16 protein-coding genes are annotated in these 17594 nt (G+C 71.5%); 11 read left to right on the top strand and 5 right to left on the bottom strand.

All coding sequences use genetic code 11. The features are described from left to right. Window positions 1–68: 68 nt before the first annotated feature. Complete coding sequence (locus TR46_RS03395) at window positions 69–1073, bottom strand: LacI family DNA-binding transcriptional regulator (protein WP_042393131.1); 1005 nt, start codon at window positions 1071–1073, stop codon at window positions 69–71. Between the two features lie 362 nt (window positions 1074–1435). On the opposite strand from TR46_RS03395, the gene TR46_RS03390 reads away from it, so the two are divergent. Both TR46_RS03390 and TR46_RS03385 read left to right on the top strand, forming a co-directional pair. Next, a complete protein-coding gene (locus tag TR46_RS03390; protein ID WP_042393129.1) occupies window positions 1436–2902 on the top strand; it encodes a glycoside hydrolase family 1 protein in 1467 nt (488 codons plus the stop codon). A gap of 68 nt (window positions 2903–2970) precedes the next feature. Then, window positions 2971–5070 (top strand): beta-galactosidase, encoded by a 2100-nt coding sequence (locus tag TR46_RS03385; RefSeq protein ID WP_042393127.1) that lies wholly within the window; start codon window positions 2971–2973, stop codon window positions 5068–5070. 156 nt (window positions 5071–5226) lie between these two features. Here TR46_RS03385 and idi read toward each other — a convergent pair whose 3' ends face one another. Next, window positions 5227–5850, bottom strand: coding sequence for an isopentenyl-diphosphate Delta-isomerase (gene idi, locus TR46_RS03380; RefSeq protein WP_042393126.1), 624 nt, complete (start codon window positions 5848–5850; stop codon window positions 5227–5229). A 191-nt stretch (window positions 5851–6041) separates the two neighbouring features. On the opposite strand from idi, the gene TR46_RS03375 reads away from it, so the two are divergent. The 6 genes from TR46_RS03375 (at window position 6042) to TR46_RS03350 (ending at window position 11432) form a co-directional block, all read left to right on the top strand. Continuing rightward, a complete protein-coding gene (locus TR46_RS03375; RefSeq protein ID WP_042393125.1) occupies window positions 6042–6797 on the top strand; it encodes a phosphocholine cytidylyltransferase family protein in 756 nt (251 codons plus the stop codon). After that, window positions 6785–7852, top strand: a complete 1068-nt coding sequence (locus TR46_RS03370) for an iron-containing alcohol dehydrogenase family protein (protein WP_042393122.1) — start codon at window positions 6785–6787, stop codon at window positions 7850–7852. Before TR46_RS03375 ends, TR46_RS03370 begins: the two co-directional genes overlap by 13 nt. A 73-nt stretch (window positions 7853–7925) precedes the next feature. After that, window positions 7926–8657, top strand: a complete 732-nt coding sequence (locus TR46_RS03365; protein WP_042393120.1) for a CDP-alcohol phosphatidyltransferase family protein — start codon at window positions 7926–7928, stop codon at window positions 8655–8657. A gap of 8 nt (window positions 8658–8665) precedes the next feature. Beyond that, window positions 8666–9547, top strand: coding sequence for a glycosyltransferase family 2 protein (locus TR46_RS03360; protein ID WP_042393388.1), 882 nt, complete (start codon window positions 8666–8668; stop codon window positions 9545–9547). Window positions 9548–9763: 216 nt separating this feature from the next. After that, the gene (locus tag TR46_RS03355; protein WP_042393118.1) at window positions 9764–10657 is read left to right on the top strand and encodes an ABC transporter permease; all 894 of its coding nucleotides are present in this window, start codon (window positions 9764–9766) and stop codon (window positions 10655–10657) included. Beyond that, entirely contained in the window at window positions 10650–11432 is a 783-nt protein-coding gene (locus TR46_RS03350) for an ABC transporter ATP-binding protein (protein WP_042393116.1), read from the top strand. Before TR46_RS03355 ends, TR46_RS03350 begins: the two co-directional genes overlap by 8 nt. A gap of 46 nt (window positions 11433–11478) precedes the next feature. On the opposite strand, the gene TR46_RS03345 is transcribed toward TR46_RS03350, so the two are convergent. Next, window positions 11479–12483: a cytochrome c oxidase assembly protein gene (locus TR46_RS03345; protein ID WP_052432515.1), complete on the bottom strand. Its 1005-nt coding sequence runs from the start codon at window positions 12481–12483 to the stop codon at window positions 11479–11481. A 234-nt stretch (window positions 12484–12717) separates the two neighbouring features. Between TR46_RS03345 and ggt the strand changes: the two genes are divergently transcribed. Both ggt and TR46_RS03335 read left to right on the top strand, forming a co-directional pair. After that, a complete protein-coding gene (gene ggt, locus TR46_RS03340; protein WP_042393114.1) occupies window positions 12718–14535 on the top strand; it encodes a gamma-glutamyltransferase in 1818 nt (605 codons plus the stop codon). Window positions 14536–14615: 80 nt separating this feature from the next. Then, window positions 14616–15446, top strand: coding sequence for an exodeoxyribonuclease III (locus tag TR46_RS03335; protein WP_042393112.1), 831 nt, complete (start codon window positions 14616–14618; stop codon window positions 15444–15446). Here TR46_RS03335 and TR46_RS03330 read toward each other — a convergent pair. Both TR46_RS03330 and TR46_RS03325 read right to left on the bottom strand, forming a co-directional pair. Then, complete coding sequence (locus tag TR46_RS03330) at window positions 15371–16042, bottom strand: lysoplasmalogenase family protein (protein ID WP_042393111.1); 672 nt, start codon at window positions 16040–16042, stop codon at window positions 15371–15373. The two genes, TR46_RS03335 and TR46_RS03330, sit on opposite strands and share 76 nt — an antisense overlap. Then, complete coding sequence (locus TR46_RS03325) at window positions 16039–16920, bottom strand: sterol desaturase family protein (protein ID WP_042393109.1); 882 nt, start codon at window positions 16918–16920, stop codon at window positions 16039–16041. The genes TR46_RS03330 and TR46_RS03325 overlap by 4 nt, the downstream gene beginning before the upstream one ends. A 103-nt stretch (window positions 16921–17023) precedes the next feature. Between TR46_RS03325 and TR46_RS03320 the strand changes: the two genes are divergently transcribed. Then, window positions 17024–17569: a Uma2 family endonuclease gene (locus TR46_RS03320; protein ID WP_042393107.1), complete on the top strand. Its 546-nt coding sequence runs from the start codon at window positions 17024–17026 to the stop codon at window positions 17567–17569. Window positions 17570–17594 lie beyond the last annotated feature (25 nt).

Below are 17594 nucleotides of genomic sequence, written 5' to 3'. Positions count from 1 at the left end.
ACTGCGACAGGGCGCCGGTGGCGGTCCTGCCTGCTCAGGGTGGTGCTGTGTGGTTGTGCGGTTCGGCGTCAGATCCGGGGACGGGTGGAGTCCCGGACGATCAGGTGGGTGGGCAGTACCTCGGCCGCGGTCGGCAGCGGTGCGCCCTTGAAGTGCGCGAGCAGCATCCGGGCGGCGGCGTCGCCCATCTCGCGCAGCGGTTGGTGCACGGTGGTCAGCGCCGGTTCGCTGTAGGAGGCCATCTCCACGTCGTCGAAGCCGACGACGGACACGTCCTGCGGGACCCGCAGTCCGGCCTCGCGCAGGGCGAGGAGCGCTCCGGTGGCCGAGAGGTCGTTCTGGGCGAACACCGCGTCGAACGAGCCGCCGTCGGACAGCAGCCGGCTCACCGTGCTGCGGCCCTGCTCGAAGGTGAAGTCGCCGAGGAGGACGTGCTCGGGCGGCAGGGGGTGGCCTGCCTCCGCGTACTCGTCGGCGAATCCGGCCAGCCGGTCCTGGACGCAGCCGAAGCTCTCCGGACCGGTGACCACGACCGGCCGCAGCCTGCCGAGTTCCAGCAGGTGGCGGGCGGCCGCGGCGCCCCCGGCGCGGTCGGTGGTGGCGACCGAGGGGAACAGCGGCTGGTGGCCGCGGTCGTCGATCAGGACGACCGGGAGGCCTGCCTCATGCAGTTCGGTGATGTAGTCGAGGGTTCCCTCGGGTTCTATCACCAGGAGTCCGTCGAAGGATTTCGCCGAGACCTGCTGGGCGAAGCGGCGCAGCGACTCCTCGCCGCGGTTGCAGGTGAACAGCAGCAGGCCGAAGCCCTCCGCCTCCACGACGTCGACCACGCCCTGGAGCACTTGTCCGATCCAGGGCCAGGTCAGCGAGGGCACCAGCATGCCGACGACCTGGGTCCGTCCACGGGCCAGGCCGACCGCTCCTGCGCTGGGGACGTAGCCGAGCTCGGCGATCACCTGGCGGACCCGGGCGGCCGTGGCCGCGTTGAGCTCGCCCTTGCCGTTGAGGACCCGGGAGACCGTGGTCTTGCTGACCCCGGCGTGCTTGGCCACGTCGGCGATGGTGATCGGCACGTCCGCCTCCGTTCGTCATTGATCGGTGGGGAACCGGTTCCGTAACCGGTTTCGTCGGGGAGTCAAGCAGGGTAATCTGCGTCACGTCAATCACGTTCCGGCAACAAAGAGTTAACTCGCCGACCGAGCAGAGAGAGCGCTCTCCGCTTGCTCGGAGCTTGGCCCCGGCTGCGATTGCTGTCAAGACTCGAAGCCAGCGGTGTTGCAGGGATGTGACCTGGCTTCACCTCTCGGAGACAAGCACGCCTTCCAATAGGGCTCTTGACGGTCGGGGAGGACGGGCGCAACACTCCCCATGTGCGAGAGAGCGCTCTCCCGTTCGCTGTGCTGCAGTAACCCACCACGCCCCGACTTGGAGAACCATGACGACCAGCCTCGACCGCTCGTCCGCGTCCGCGCCCGAGCCGCGCTCCGACGCGGGCTCCCGCTTCCCCGTGGACTTCCTGTGGGGCGTCGCCACCTCCGCGTACCAGATCGAGGGCGCCGCCTCCGAGGACGGCAGGACCGCCTCGATCTGGGACACCTTCAGCCGCGTGCCCGGCGCCGTCCACAACGGTGACAACGGAGACGTGGCCTGCGACCACTACCACCGGATGCCCGAGGACGTGGACCTGATCGCCGGCCTCGGCGTGGACTCGTACCGCTTCTCGCTGTCCTGGCCGCGGATCCAGCCGGGCGGCCGCGGGGCGGTCAACCAGCGCGGGATCGCCTTCTACGACCGCCTGGTCGACCGGCTGCTGGAACGCGACGTGCTGCCCTGGGTCACGCTCTACCACTGGGACCTGCCGCAGGAGCTGGAGGACGCCGGCGGCTGGCCGGCCCGCGACACCGCCTACCGCTTCGCCGACTTCGCCGAGATCGCGATGAACCGCCTCGGCGACCGGGTGCGCTGGTGGACCACGCTCAACGAGCCCTGGTGCTCGGCGGTGCTGGGCTACGACACCGGCCGGCACGCCCCGGGCCGGCAGGACTTCGGCGACTCCATGGCCGCCGTGCACCACCTGCTGCTCGGCCACGGACTGGCCGCCCAGCGGCTGCGGGAGACCGCGCCGGAGCCGATCCAGGTGGGCATCACCCTGAACACCACCCACGCGCTCCCGGCCACCGACGCCGACGCCGACCGCGCCGCCGCCCGGCGCGCCGACGGCTTCGGCACCAGGATCTACACCGACCCGCTGGTGCTGGGCAGTTACCCGACCGACGTGGTCGACGAGCTGGCCGCGCGCGGGGTGCGGCTGCCGGTGCAGCACGGGGATCTGTCGGTCATCGCCCAGCCGTTGGACTTCCTCGGCGTCAACTACTACACCACCCACTACTTCTCGGGCAGCCCGGAGGAGGACGCCGAGGCGTCCGCCGAGGGTCCCGCCGAGAGCTCGGGCGAGGGTTCGGGCGAGCAGGCCGCCGACGGGGTGGCGCTCACCCGGGTGGTCCCGCAGGGCTACCCGGTCACCGCGATGGACTGGGAGATCACCCCCTTCGGCCTGACCGGCATGCTGACCAGGCTCGGCGCCGACTACCCGGGCGTCCCGCTCTACGTCACCGAGAACGGCGCGGCCTTCGACGACCGTCCGGACCAGGACGGCGAGGTCGAGGACGCCGACCGCACCGCGTACTTCGCCGAGCACATCGAGGCGGTGGCCGCCGCCCGCGACGCCGGCGCCGACGTCCGGGGCTACTTCGCCTGGTCGCTGATGGACAACTTCGAGTGGGGCTACGGCTACGACAAGCGCTTCGGCATCGTCCACGTCGACTACCCGACCCAGAAGCGCACCGTCAAGCAGAGCGGCCGCTGGTTCCGCGACAACATCCGCCGCAACCGCCAGGGCTGACGCCGCCTCAGCCTTCGTGCTGCCGCAACCGATCCATCCCCGCATCCCCGCCCCTGAGAGGATCCCCTGTGCGCATCGAGCTCCGTGACGGCGTGCTCCACACCGACGGCGCCCCCGGCCTGCTCGCCACTGCCGACTATCCGTACTACCGGGACAACCCGTCGGTGTGGCGGGAGCGGCTGCGGAGCCTTCGTGACGAGACCGGCATCCGGGTCGTCACCAGCTACATCCCCTGGCGGCACCACCAGCCCGAGCCGGACGTGCTGCCGGACTTCACCGGCGCCACCCGCCCGGACCGGGACCTGCTCGGCTATCTGCGGATCTGCTCCGAGCTGGGCCTGAGCGTGATCGCCAAGCCGGGCCCGTTCATCCACGCCGAGACCAACTACGGCGGCCTGCCGGACTGGATCTGCCCGGCGCACAACCCCGAGGTCGAGCCCATCCTCGACGCCGAGGGCAACCCCAACCTGTGGCCGGGGTCGCGGCTGGGCCCGGACGGCAGGGTCGAGCGCTGGCCGCTGCCGGCCCCGCTGGGCGGGCACTTCACCGCCCGGGTGGGCGACTGGATGCGGGCCGTCGGCAAGGAGGTGCTGCAGGCCACGATCGCCCCCGACGGCCCGGTGGTGATGGTGCAGATAGCCAACGAGGGCCTGTTCACCGACGGCGCCCTGCCGCTCTGGTCCTACGACTACAGCGCGTCCGGCCTGGCCTTCTTCCGCAGCGGGCTGAGCGGGTACTACGGCAGCCTGGACGCGTACAACCAGGCGCACGGCACCGGCTACGGCGACTGGGCCGAGGTCGAGCCGCCGCGCGAGCGCCGCAACGCGTCCACGGTGCAGGAGCAGCTGGCCCGCGCCGACTGGGGCCGCTACCACGCCGACCTGCTGGCCGAGGCGTACCACGGCTGGACCGAGGCGCTGGCCCCGGGCGTTCCGGTGCTGGTCAACCTCAACCCGCCGGCCGAGCACGACCACTCCTTCGACGGCTGGCTCTCCCGGGTCCGCCCGGAGCGCTGGAACGGCATCCACTACGGCTTCACCAACTGGATGGGCGTGGTCTCCACCGACCACGACTCGCACGCCCGCTACGTACTGGCCGCCAAGCGCGCCCCGGGGCCCAACCTGGAGGAGAACTGGGGCTTCTCGGAGCTCTACGACCGCGCGTACGCGGCCGGTGCGACCAGCTTCCACCAGAGCCTGCTGGCGCTGGCGGCCGGCGCCACCGGGATCAACGTCTACACCGGCGTGGCCACCTCGGGCTGGGGCGCGGACATGGACGTCATGCACACTCCGCCCTACCCGGACTGCCCGCCGATCGACGCCCAGGGCCGCCCGACCGACAAGGCCGGCACGGTCCGGATGCTCGCGGACTTCTTCGAGGTCCACGGCGCGGAGTTCCTGGCGGCGCGTCAGGTGGCCGGCCCGACCTGGGCGCTGTACGCGCCGTACGCTGCGGTGTCCGCCTGGACGCCCTCGGACCGGTCGGCCGAGCCGGTCGGCGGGGCCGCCTGCGGGCGGGCGCTGCGGGCCTTCCACGAGCGGATGCGCACCGAGGGCCAGGACTACCGGATCGTGGACCTGGAGTCCGTCACCGCCGAGGCGCTGGCGGACCACCCGCACCTGGTGCTGCACGGCGGCGCGTTCATGCACCGCCGGGTGCAGGAGCTGCTGACCGGACATATGGCGGCAGGGCACCGGGTGGACCTGCTGGGCGGGGAGGTTCCGCGACTGGACGAGCTGCTGCGGCCGTGCACGGTGCTGGCGGAGGCACTGGCCGGGACCGGCGCGGGCCCGACGGACGGTCCGCTGCTCGACGGGCCGCAGGTGGTCACCGGCAACGCCGACGCCTACTGGCGGACCGTAGCCGGGTCGGAGGACACCGGATACCTCACCGTGCTCATCCAGAGCGACAACGAGGGCCCGGTCACGGTCCACCTGCCGCTGGGCGCGGGCCGCAGCGCGGAGGTGACCGTCCAGGGCGCGAAGGGCGGCGCGGGGATCCTTCGGATCGTGTCGGGGGAGCTCGGCGACTTCCTGCTCACGGGGCTGAACTCGTTCCTCGGCTCGGCGGTCGTCCCGATGGTCGCGGTGGACGGCGAGAAGGTGCTGGGGCAGGTGCCGGCCGATCTCGCCCGGGTCGGCGGGAGCCTGCGGGTGCTGACCCACTGAGTTCGGCTGCGGCGTCTGCCGGGCTGGGCGCGCAGTGCCCCGCGCCCCTGGATAGGAGCCTCTTTCCCGCGGTGGGTCAGTGGCAACACCTCAGGGGCGCGGGGAACTGCGCGCCCAGCCGTTTACGGTCCGCAGTCGAAGAACTGCGTAGACCCGCTACCAGCCCGCCCCCGGCAGGAGCTCGCGGACGGCCGGGAGGGCCGCGTCCAGGACGGTGCCGAACCAGACCGAGAAGGGCTTCTCGGCCCGCAGGGCCGCCAGCTCCGTCGGGGTGACCAGGCGCACAGCCGCGACCTCGTCGGGGTCCGGCCGCTGCTCGGGGGCGGAGATGCCGACGAAGAGGTGGTTGTACTCCTTCTCGACCAGCCCGGTGGTGCGGTCCGGGTGGTTGTAGGTCACCGTGCCCGCCTGCTGCAGCCGTACCGGCGCCGCTCCGAGCTCCTCCGCGGTGCGCCTCGCGGCGGCCGCGAACGGGGTCTCGCCGGGGTAGGGGTGCCCGCAGCAGGTGTTCGACCAGACACCGGGCGAGTGGTACTTCGCCAGGGCCCGCTGCTGGAGCAGCATCCGGCCCTCGGTGTCGAACAGGAATACGGAGAAGGCCCGGTGCAGCTGCCCGGGGGCCTGGTGGGCGGCGAGCTTCTCCGCTGTCCCGATGGTCCGTCCCTGCTCGTCGACCAGTTCCAGCAGGATCTCGGTCGCGGTCAGGGTGGTCGGTTCAGTGGTCGACAATGCAGGACCTTTCGGCGTGGGTCGAGCGGCAGGCGTGGCAGGCGTGCCCATTGCTTCGGAACAGTCTGCCGTACCGGCCGGGCGAGGTCCCCGACATACCCCAAGGTTGTAGCCCGGTGCCGCCGTCCGGGATGATGATCGTCGCCCCCTGTTTGTGGCCGGATCCCCCGAAGCGCCTACGATCGCAACGGCACGTCCACCTCCAGGCGGGCTCCCGTACATCATCTAGGACCGGAGACACCATGATCGGCCTCGTTCTGGCCGCAGGCGCCGGACGCCGTCTGCGCCCGTACACCGACACCCTTCCCAAGGCCCTGGTGCCGGTGGACGGCGAGCGGACCATCCTCGACCTGACCCTGGGCAACTTCGCCGAGGTCGGTATCAAGGACGTGGCCATCGTGGTCGGCTACAAGGCCGAGGCCGTGTACGAGCGCAAGGCCGCCCTGGAGCAGAAGTACGGCCTGACCCTCACCCTGGTCGACAACGACAAGGCCGAGGAGTGGAACAACGCCTACTCGCTGTGGTGCGCCCGCGAGCTGTTCCGCGAGGGCCTGCTGCTGGCCAACGGGGACACCGTGCACCCGGCCTCGGTGCAGCGGACCATGCTGGACGCCAATGAGCGGCTGACGGCCGCCGGTACCGCGCCCGGCGTCCTGCTGGCGCTGGACACCGTGAAGAAGCTGGCCGACGAGGAGATGAAGGTCGTCGTCGACCCGGCCACCGGGGTGCGCCGGATCACCAAGCTGATGGAGCCGGCCGACGCCACCGGCGAGTACATCGGCCTCACCGTGATCAACCCGCACGCCGCCGACGACCTGGCCTCGGCGCTGCAGGCCACCTTCGAGCGGGACCCGCAGCTGTACTACGAGGACGGCTACCAGGAGATGGTGGACCGCGGGCAGCGGGTCGACGTGCAGCCCATCGGCGAGGTGTCCTGGGTCGAGATCGACAACCACGACGACCTGGCCAAGGGACGGGAGATCGCGTGCCGGTACTGACCCGACTGGTTCCCTCCCCGCTGGTCGTCGACATCAGGGCCGGGGCCCTGAACGACCTCGGCTCGATCCTCGCCGACCAGCGCATCTCGGCCTCCGGCCGGCTCGCGGTCACCGTCAGCGGCGGCTCGGGCGCGGCGCTGCGCGAGCGGCTGGCACACCAGCTGCCCGGCGCCGAGTGGTTCCCGGTGGCCGGCGGCACCCTGGACTCGGCCGTGCGGCTGGCCGACCAGATGCGCTCGGGCCACTACGAGGCCGTGGTCGGCCTCGGCGGCGGCAAGATCATCGACGCGGCGAAGTACGCAGCCGCCCGGGTCGGCCTGCCGATGGTCGCCGTGGCGACCAACCTGGCCCACGACGGAATCTGCTCCCCGGTCTCCACCCTGGACAACGACGCGGGCCGGGGCTCCTACGGGGTGCCCAGCCCGATCGGCATCATCGTGGACCTGGACGTGATCCGGCAGGCCCCGCCGCGCTTCGTGGCCGCCGGGATCGGCGAGGCGGTCTCCAACATCTCCTGCATCGCCGACTGGGAGCTGTCCTACCGGGAGACCGGCGAGGCCGTGGACGGCCTCGCCGCGGCGATGTCCCGGACCTCGGGCAACATGATGCTGCGCCACCCGGGCTGCCTCGGCGACGACGACTTCCTCGGCGCGCTCGCCGAGGCGCTGGTGCTCACCGGCATCTCCATGAACGTGGCCGGCAGCAGCCGTCCGGCCAGCGGCGGCTGCCACGAGATCAGCCACGCCCTGGACATCCTGTACCCGACCCGCTCCGCCCAGCACGGCGAGCAGGTCGGCCTCGGCGGCGCCTTCGCCACCTACCTGCGCGGCGACCTGGACCTCTGCGCGCAGATGGCGGCCGTGCTGGCGCGCCACAGCCTGCCGGTGACGGCCGACCAGATCGGCTTCACCGACGAGGAGTTCATCGCCGCGGTGCACTACGCTCCGCAGACGCGCCCAGGACGTTTCACCATCCTGGAGCACCTCGACCTCGACCCCACTGCCATCCGGGACGCGTACACCGACTATGTCAAACACGTCAGCACCTCCGCGTAACCACGGCGAGCACGACGGCAAGGGCGGCAAGCCGACCCTGGCGGAGTTCCGCGCCGTCGCCCACCCCGAGGGGATGCTCCAGCGCCGCTCCGACGAGCACTGGGCCGGCCGCCTCTACATGCGCAAGATCTCCTCCAGGATCACCCGGCACCTGGTCAATGCGCCGGTCAGCCCCAACCAGCTGACCTGGCTGATGATGCTCACCGGCATCCTCGGCGGCGCCGCGCTGCTGGTCCCCGGCCTGACCGGGGCGGTCCTCGCCGCGCTGCTGATCCAGGCCTACCTGTGCCTGGACTGCGTCGACGGCGAGCTGGCCCGCTGGCGCAGGCAGACCTCGACCACCGGCGTCTACCTGGACCGGGTCGGCCACTACATGTCCGAGGCCGCGCTGCTGACCGGCGCCGGACTGCGGGCCGCCGACCTGTTCAAGCACGTCGGCGCGGTCAACTGGATGTGGGCCTTCCTCGGCACCCTGGCCGCGCTCGGCGCGATCATGATCAAGGCCGAGACCGACCTGGTGGACGTCGCCCGGATCCGCCGCGGCCTGACCGCGGTCAAGGACTCCGCCGCCGTGCCGCGCGCGGCCGGCGTCGCCACCGCCCGCAAGCTGGTCGCCGCCCTGAAGTTCCACCGCCTGATCGGCGGCGTCGAGGCCTCGCTGGTGCTGCTGGCCGCCGGGATCGCCGACTTCGCCCAGGGGGACCTGTTCTTCACCCGCCTCGCGGTCGCGGTCCTGGCCGGGATCGCGATGCTCCAGACCGTTCTGCACCTGGTCAGCATCGTGCTGTCGAGCAGGCTGAAGTGAGCGCCCCGCTGCGGTTGGGCGCCGTCGTCCTCACCCAGGGCACCCGCCCGGTCGAGCTCAAGGCGCTGCTGGACTCGGTCGCCGCCCAGCGCGGCCCCGCCGTGCAGACCGTGGTCGTCGCCAACGGGGTCCCGCTCGCCGACCTGCCCGAACTGCCGGAAGGCGTCCGCGGCGTGGAGACCGCGGAGAACCTCGGGATCCCCGGCGGGCGCAATGTCGGCATCGAGGCCTTCGGCCACAACGGCTCCGACGTCGACGTGGTGCTCTTCCTCGACGACGACGGGCTGCTGCCGCAGGACGGGGACGCCGAGCGGATCCGCGCCGCCTTCACCGCAGAGCCCCGGCTGGGCATCGTCAGCTTCCGGATCGCCGACCCGGAGAGCGGGGAGACCCAGCGTCGGCACGTGCCCCGGCTGCGCGCCGCCGACCCGATGCAGTCCTCCAAGGTCACCACCTTCCTCGGCGGCGCCAGCGCGGTCCGCAGCGAGGTGTTCGCGACCTCGGGCCAGCTGCCCGGCGAGTTCTTCTACGGGCACGAGGAGACCGACCTGGCCTGGCGCGCGCTGGACGCGGGCTGGGACATCGAGTACCGGGCCGACATCCTGCTGCACCACCCGAAGACCCCGCCCAGCAGGCACGCCGTCTACAACCACAACATCGCTCGGAACCGGGTCTGGCTGGCGCGGCGCAACCTGCCCGCGCTGCTGGTGCCGGTGTACACCGGGGTCTGGCTGCTGCTCACGCTGGCCCGGCGCCCCTCGGGGCCGGCGCTCAGGGCCTGGTTCGCCGGCTTCGCCGAGGGCTGGCGCACCCCCTGCGGTCCGCGCCGGCCGATCCGCTGGCGCACGGTCTGGCGGATGACCAGGCTGGGGCGGCCCCCCGTCATCTGACGGTGCGACCAGGGTGACGGGTGTGACGTGGGGGCGGGCCGACGGGGGACCTGCCGGACCGACAGGTGCGACGGATGCGTCCGACGGGGCCTCTGAGGCCTGTGGGACGGCTGCTCGGGAAGCCCCGGTGAACGTACGATGGCGGGAACTGCGCCATTTGGTGTCGGTTGCTGCTTATGTGCTGCCGAGCCCCCGGGCGCATGAGAATGTCGGGGTGTGACTGAGTACGACGTCCGCGAGGACACCGCGCTGAGCAGCGCCGCACTGGCAGAGCGCTACGGACTGGCCGTCAGCGGCCGGCGGCCCCCGCTCATCGAATACACCCGGCAGCTGTGGTCCCGGCGCCACTTCATCGTGGCCTTCGCCACCGCCAGGCTGACGGCGGCGTACACGGCGGCGCGGCTGGGGCAGATCTGGCAGGTGGCGACGCCGCTGCTGAACGCCGCCGTGTACTACCTGATCTTCGGCCTGCTGCTGGGGACCAACCGCGGCATCCCGAACTTCATCGCGTACCTGTGCACCGGCGTGTTCGTGTTCCAGTTCACCCAGTCAGCGGTCCTTTCGGGCACCCGTTCGATCGCCGACAACCTGGGACTGATCCGGGCGCTGCACTTCCCGCGGGCCTGTCTGCCGATCGCCTTCACCGTGATCCAGCTGCAGGAGCTGCTGTTCTCGATGGGCGTCCTCGGTGTGATCGTGCTGGCCACCGGCGAGCCGTTCACCCTGCGCTGGCTGCTGATCCTGCCGATCCTGTTCCTGCAGTCGGTGTTCAACGCCGGACTGGCGATGTTCATGGCCCGGATCGGCGCCAAGACCACGGACATGGCCCAGCTGATGCCCTTCCTGATGCGCACCTGGATGTACACCTCCGGAGTCTTCTGGAGCGTCACCACCTTCACCGCGCACGCCCCGGGCTGGATCGCCGCGATTCTCAACGCCAATCCCGCGCTGATCTTCAACAACCTGATGCGCTACGCGCTGATGGACTCGGTGTCCTCGACCAGCCTGCCGCACCACGTCTGGCTGTCGTCGCTGGCCTGGTCGCTGGTGGTCGGGATCGGGGGGTACGTCTTCTTCTGGAAGGCCGAGGAGGAGTACGGCCGTGGCTGAGGACTCCGACCGGCGAGTCCCCACGGTGATCGTGGACCAGGTGCACATCGTCTACAAGATCTACGGGACCGGCGCCGGACGCGGTTCGGCCACCTCGGCGCTGTCCCGGATGGTGCGCCGGAAGTCCTCCCCGGCCATCTCCGAGGTGCACGCCGTCCGGGGAATCAGCTTCACCGCCTACAAGGGCGAGGCCATCGGCCTGATCGGCTCCAACGGCTCGGGCAAGTCGACCACCCTGTCGGCGGTGGCCGGACTGCTGCCGACCGCGTCGGGCGCCATCTACACCGACGGCCAGCCGTCGCTGCTGGGCGTGAACGCGGCGATGATGAACGACCTCACCGGTGAGCGCAACGTGGTGCTGGGCTGCCTGGCGATGGGCATGTCCCACGCCGACGTCCGCGGCAAGTACCAGGGCATCGTGGACTTCTCCGGCATCAACGAGCGCGGCGACTTCGTCTCGCTGCCGATGCGCACCTACTCCTCGGGCATGGCCTCCCGGTTGCGGTTCTCCATCGCCGCGGCCAAGACCCACGACGTGCTGCTGATCGACGAGGCGCTGTCGACCGGGGACGCCGCGTTCCAGCGGCGCAGCGAGCAGCGGATCAAGGAGCTGCGGGAGTCGGCCGGCACGGTGTTCCTGGTGTCGCACAACAACAACTCGATCCGCGACACCTGCGAGCGCACCATCTGGCTGGAGAGCGGTGTGATCCGGGCCGACGGCTCCACCGAGGAAGTCGTCGCCGACTACGAGAAGTACATGAAGAACCGCCGGTAGTCGGTGCCGCGGTGCGATGGTGCCGCGGTGCGGCGGTGCTGGGGAGTCAGCCCTGCCGGCCCTGGTTGCCGTAGCGGTGGGCCAGGTTGGGGTCGTCCAGCCACCAGGGCCGCATCATGTCCTCCGGCTCGGCCAGCACCCCTTCGGTGCGCTGGCGCTGCTGCCGGATCTCGGCCTCCTGGTCCAGCTGGGCGTCCACCTCGGCGGTGCGGACCCGCTCCTCGCGGACCACCCGGATGATCAGCGCCACCAGGAAGGGCACCCCGGCGATGTCGCCGAGCCCCCACAGCACCGCGCCGCCCCAGGACTGGTCGGTCCGCGCGGACATGCCCCAGGGCCGGTTCAGGGTCTCCCAGTAGTGCGGCAGCAGCAGGTTCGAGCCGAACACCAGGACGAAGCCCAGCGCCGCGTCGAAGATCACCTCGGCGACGGTGATGGTGATGCCGAGCAGCGGGTGGTAGTGCCGGGCCACCGGGTCCAGCTGCAGCCGTGGCCAGAAGTAGGCGAGGCCGAACAGCACGAAGGCGACATGGAAGAGGATGTTGAACCCGGTGGTGGTCAGTGACAGCCGGTACCAGGGGCTGAAGTAGAGCAGCCACGGCGGCACGATCAGCAGCACCGTCGACACCAGCGGGAACATCAGCACCTGGGCGGCCCGCCCGCGCATCGCGGCCCGCAGCCGTTCGCGCCGGCGCTCCGGCGCGGCCTCGACCAGCACGGTCACCGGCGCGCCCATGGCCAGCAGCAGCGGCACCACCATCAGCAGCAGCACGGACTGCACCGCGCGGTCGGTGAACAGCACCTTCTCGTAGACGCCCACGCCGGAGCAGGTGGTGAAGACCCACAGCGCCATGCCCAGCAGATAGGCGAAGACGCGGCCGAAGGACCAGGACCCGCCGCCGCGCCGGATCCGGGCGACGCCGTAGAGGTAGCCGGCCGTCCCGAGCACCGCCAGGGCCAGCACCACCGGCTCGGCCTGCCAGTCGCTGAACACCCGGCCCAGCGTCCAGGCCGGGGGCCCGGAGTAGCCGACGCCCGCCAGTACCGCCATCGCCGTCGCCCTCCTCAGTGCTGTCGGCTGTCGACCGCCCTCCGGCTGCCGCCCACCATCCGGCCGCCGCCAACCGTCCGGCTGCCGCCCACCATCATGACCGACGCCCTCCGGGGCGCCCGCACCGACCCGGCGCTGTCACTCGTGGGAGTTCTTGTGCGACCGCTGTGCGCTGTGACGCAATGGTCGGTACACCGTCACCGCACTGCGCTCTCACCCTCACCGGAGGTTCGCATGAGTTCGGCGTTACGACTGGCATCACCCCTGGTCCTAGCCGTGGCCCTGGTCGCCACGGCAGGCACGGTCCCGTCGCCCGCCGCCGCGCCGTCGGCCGCTCCCGCGGCGAAGCAGCCCGAGGCGGCCGGTTACGGCGGCGCGGTCGCCAGCGTGTCCGCGGAGGCGACCGACATCGGCGTCGCCGTGCTCCGCAACGGCGGCAACGCCGTGGACGCGGCCGTCGCGGCCGCCGCCGCGCTGGGCGTCACCGAGCCGTACTCCTCCGGGATCGGCGGTGGCGGGTACTTCGTCTACTACAACGCCCGCACCCACCGGGTCAGCACCCTGGACGGCCGGGAGACCGCCCCGCGGACCGCCGACCAGAACCTCTTCATCGGCTCCGACGGCAAACCGCTGGCCTTCGCCGACGCCGTCAGCAGCGGGCTGTCGGTGGGGACCCCCGGCAGCGCGCAGACCTGGGCCCGGGCGCTGCAGCTGTGGGGCACCCGCTCCTTCGCGGACTCGCTCAAGCCGGCCGAGAAGCTCGCGGACCACGGCTTCGTCGTCGACGCGACCTTCGCCCAGCAGACCGCCGACAACGCCACCCGCTTCGCGGCCTTCCCGGCCACCCGCGCGCTGTTCCTGCCCGGCGGCAGGCCCCCGGCCGTGGGCAGCGTGTTCCGCAACCCCGACCTCGCCGCCACCTACCGCGAGCTGGAGCGCCAGGGCACCGCCGCGCTCTACCGGGGCGACCTCGGCCGGGAGATCACCGCGCTGGTGCAGCATCCGCAGGTGGACCCGGCCTCGGGCTGGAACGCCCGTCCAGGGAAGCTGTCGACGGCGGACCTGGCGGCCTATCAGGTCAAGCAGCAGGCGCCGACCGAGGTCGGCTACCGGGGCCTGGACGTCTACTCCATCGCGCCCTCGTCGAGCGGCGGCACCACCGTCGGCGAGGCGCTGAACATCCTGCAGGACTTCGACCTCAAGGACGCCTCCTCCACCCAGTACCTGCACGACTACCTGGAGGCCAGCCGGATCGCCTTCGCCGACCGCAACCGCTGGGTGGGCGACCCCAGCCAGGTCGACGTACCGACCAGGGCCCTGCTGTCGCAGCGGTTCGCCGACTCCCGCGCCTGCCTGATCAAGCCGGACTCCAGCCTGACCAGCCCGCTGGCCCCGGCCGACCCCCGGCACCCGGCGCGCGGCTGCTCCACCGCCGGCACCCCGGCGCCCACCACCTACGAGGGCACCAACACCACCCATCTGACGGTCGCCGACCGCTGGGGCAACGTGGTCTCCTACACCCTGACGATCGAGCAGACCGGCGGCAGCGCGATGACCGTGCCGGGCCGCGGCTTCCTGCTCAACAACGAGCTGACCGACTTCGACTTCGCCGCCCCGGTGGCCGGCGTGCCCGACCCCAACCTGCCCGCGGCGGGCAAGCGCCCGCGCTCGTCCATGTCGCCGACGATCGTGCTGAGGAACGGCAGGTTCGACTTCGCGCTGGGCTCGCCCGGCGGCGCCACCATCATCACCACGGTGCTGCAGACCCTGCTCGGCCATGTCGACCGGGGGCTGTCGCTGGAGCAGGCCATCGCCGCGCCCCGGGCCAGCCAGCGCAACGGCGCCGTCTCCGACGTCGAGCAGGCGTTCCTGGACTCGCCGGACGCGGCGGCGCTGACCGGGCTCGGCGAGGTGTTCTCGTCCAGGCCCGCGGAGATCGGCGCGGCGACCGGGATCCAGGCGCTGCCGGACGGACGGCTGCAGGCCGCGGCCGAGCCGGTGCGCCGCGGCGGCGGTGCCGCGGCGGCGGTGTGGCCGGTCGGACCGCAGTAGCGGGCCGCTGTCAGTGGCGGGCGGTAGGTTGTCCATGGCCCACCGCCCGTCCGATCCACCGCCAGGAAGCAGAGCTCCCGATGACCGTCCGCGTCGCCACCTGGAACATCAACTCGGTCAACGCCCGGCTGCCCAAGCTGCTCGAATGGCTGGGCTCGGCCGCGCCCGACGTGCTGTGCCTGCAGGAGCTGAAGTGCGCTGCCGACGCCTTCCCCTACGAGGCGGTGCGCGAGCTCGGCTACGAAGCCGCCGCGCACGGCACCGGCCGCTGGAACGGCGTGGCTGTGCTGTCCAAGCTGGGCATCGAGGACGTGGTGCGCGGCCTGCCCGCCCAGCCGGGCTACCTGGCCGACCCCGCAGCCGACGCCGAGCCCTCGCTGCTGGAGCCGGAGCCCGAGCAGGAGGCCCGGGCCATCGCCGCGACCTGCGGCCCGGTCCGGGTCTGGTCGGTGTACGTTCCCAACGGCCGCGAGGTGGACCACGCCCACTACGCCTACAAGCTGCAGTGGCTGGCGGCGCTGCGCGACGCGGTCCGCGAGGACACCGCGGGACCGCGTCCGTTCGCGGTGCTGGGCGACTTCAACGTCGCGCCCACCGACCAGGACGTCTGGGACATGTCCAAGTTCGTGGGGGCCACCCATGTCACCGCGCCGGAGCGGCAGGCCCTCGCCGACCTGCGCGACGTCGGCCTGGCCGACGTCTTCCCGCGCGCGCTCAAGTACGACCACCCCTTCACGTTCTGGGACTACCGGGGGCTGGCCTTCCCCAAGAACTACGGCATGCGGATCGACTTCACTTACGCCAACAAGCCCTTCGTGGAGGCGGTCAGCGACTCCTACGTCGACCGCGAGGCCCGCAAGGGCAAGGGCACCTCGGACCACGCCCCGGTCGTGGTCGACCTGGCGCTGTAGGCGGTGGCGATCCCGGTCGCCAGCAGGTACTGACCGACGAGGTAGGTCAGCATCACCCAGAAGTCCGCCGCCGGCGGCTGCGGCCAGTGCGCCAGCGCACTGGCGATCAGCGAGTCCGACAGCAGGAACAGCCCGCCGCCGAGGCCGGTGCGCAGCCCGGCGCAGCCGGAGGTCACCGCGGTGCCGGTGAGCAGCAGGCTGTAGCAGGCCAGCGGAATGCGAAGGCCGGCGTCCAGGTCCGGCCAGAGCAGGGTGATCAGCACGGCCCAGGCCACCGCGTACGGCACCGCCGTACGCAGCAGCCGTCGGCGGTCGCGCAGGGCGCCGCCGCGGACGAAGCGGGTGACGTAGCAGGCATGGGCCACCGCGAACCCGCCCATGCCCAGCAGGAACCAGGTCCCGCCGAAGATCAGGAAGGTGTCCCCGGCGCAGGACGCCAGCAGCGCGCCCAGCAGCAGCCGGGGCGCCGCCGCGGCCACGGCGGCGGCGAGCAGCAGCATCAGCAGCGGCTTGCTGACGTCCCGGGCGATGCCCCAGCCGAGCAGGATGAACACCAGGTGGGCGACGGACAGCCCGGCGTACGCCCGCAGCCTCACGCGGCGACCTTGGGTTCCGGGACCGGGGACTGCCGGTCCGTCAGGTCGGCCGGCTGCCAGCCGGGGCCGCGGAACAGGTACCCGGCGCGCTCGCGCCAGTTGCGCGCGGCGGCCAGGTCGCGGCCGATCGCGGCGTACTCGTGGGTGGCCACCCGCAGCGGGTTGAAGGTGCTGATGTTCTTGGTCAGGCCGTAGACCGGCCGGTCGCCCTCGGCGGTGAAGCTGCCGAACAGCCGGTCCCAGACGATCAGGATCCCGCCGAAGTTGCGGTCCAGGTAGCCGCCCTGCGAGGCGTGGTGCACCCGGTGGTGCGAGGGGGTGTTCAGCACGGACTCCAGCGGGCGGGGCAGTTTGCCGATCCGCTCGGTGTGGATCCAGAACTGGTACACCAGGTTGACGGAGGAGCAGAACGCCACCGCGGCGGGGGAGACCCCGACCAGCACCAGCGGCAGGTAGAAGATCCCGAAGGTCAGGTCCGTCCAGGGCTGCCGCAGCGCGGTCGACAGGTTGTAGTGCCGGCTGGAGTGGTGCACCACGTGCTGCGCCCAGAGCAGCCGCACCCGGTGCGTGCTGCGGTGCGACCAGTAGTAGCAGAAGTCCTGCCCGAGCAGCATCAGCGGCACCGTGGTCCACCACAGCACCGGCACCCGCAGCGGCGTCAGCGCGTACACCAGGTTGTACAGGGCGAATGCGGGGATCTTCCACCCCAGGTTGGTCACCAGGCTCCCCAGCCCCATGGTCAGGCTGGTGGCGGTGTCCTTCCCGGTGTACCCCTGCTCGTCCTCGTCCGGATGGACCAGGAACGACACTATCTCCACGACGGTGAGCAGGACGAAGGCGGGCACGGACCAGAGCACGGCATCGGGCAGGTTCGGCATGAACGGGAGCGTAGAGCCGCAGAGAACCCCTGTACAGAGGTTGTTACCGGTCCGTAGGGTGCCCGATGGCTAGGCTGGTCGCGATCGGACCGAAGGAGGGTCGGTGGCGGCGCACCCGATTGAGCGTGTTGAGTTCCCTCGGGGCTATGCGGTGTTCTTCGGGGCCGACGGAAAAGTGATCATGGTCCCGCGAAGCCAGGAGCACGCCGACGCGTTGAAGTCCATCCAGTACTACTCTGCACTGTCGCTGGGACGTCGGGCCAAGGTGACGTCGCAGGTCTACATCAGCCTTCCAGCTGAGGAGAGCTCCGCCCCCGACCTGGCTGTCTTCCTGGAGGATGCCCGGCTGGTGGCCCAGCGCTATAGCTTCGAGGACGTGCTGCTGATCGCCGAGGTCGTCTCGACTCCTTCGGTGCGCAAGGACTACGACGAGTGCACGGAGAAGTACGGTCGCTACGGCATCCCGATCTACCTGATCGTGGACCCGTACGCCCGCGAGGTCGTGCTGCACACCGGGCCCCAGGCCTCCGGATACAGCCAGGCGCTGACCCGGAAGTACGGGACCGGCAGCCTGCCGATCACTCTCGACGACGGTCGTGTGTTCACCCTCGACCTGGATGTGCTGCTCCCGGCGAGCCCGCAGGCCTGAACCCGGCTCGTCCTCCCAGGGGCGC

Source organism: Streptacidiphilus carbonis, assembly GCF_000787775.1.
GTDB lineage: Bacteria > Actinomycetota > Actinomycetes > Streptomycetales > Streptomycetaceae > Streptacidiphilus > Streptacidiphilus carbonis.
The sequence above is the reverse complement of the archived record's forward strand: the minus strand, read 5'-3'. Positions and strand labels throughout refer to the sequence as shown.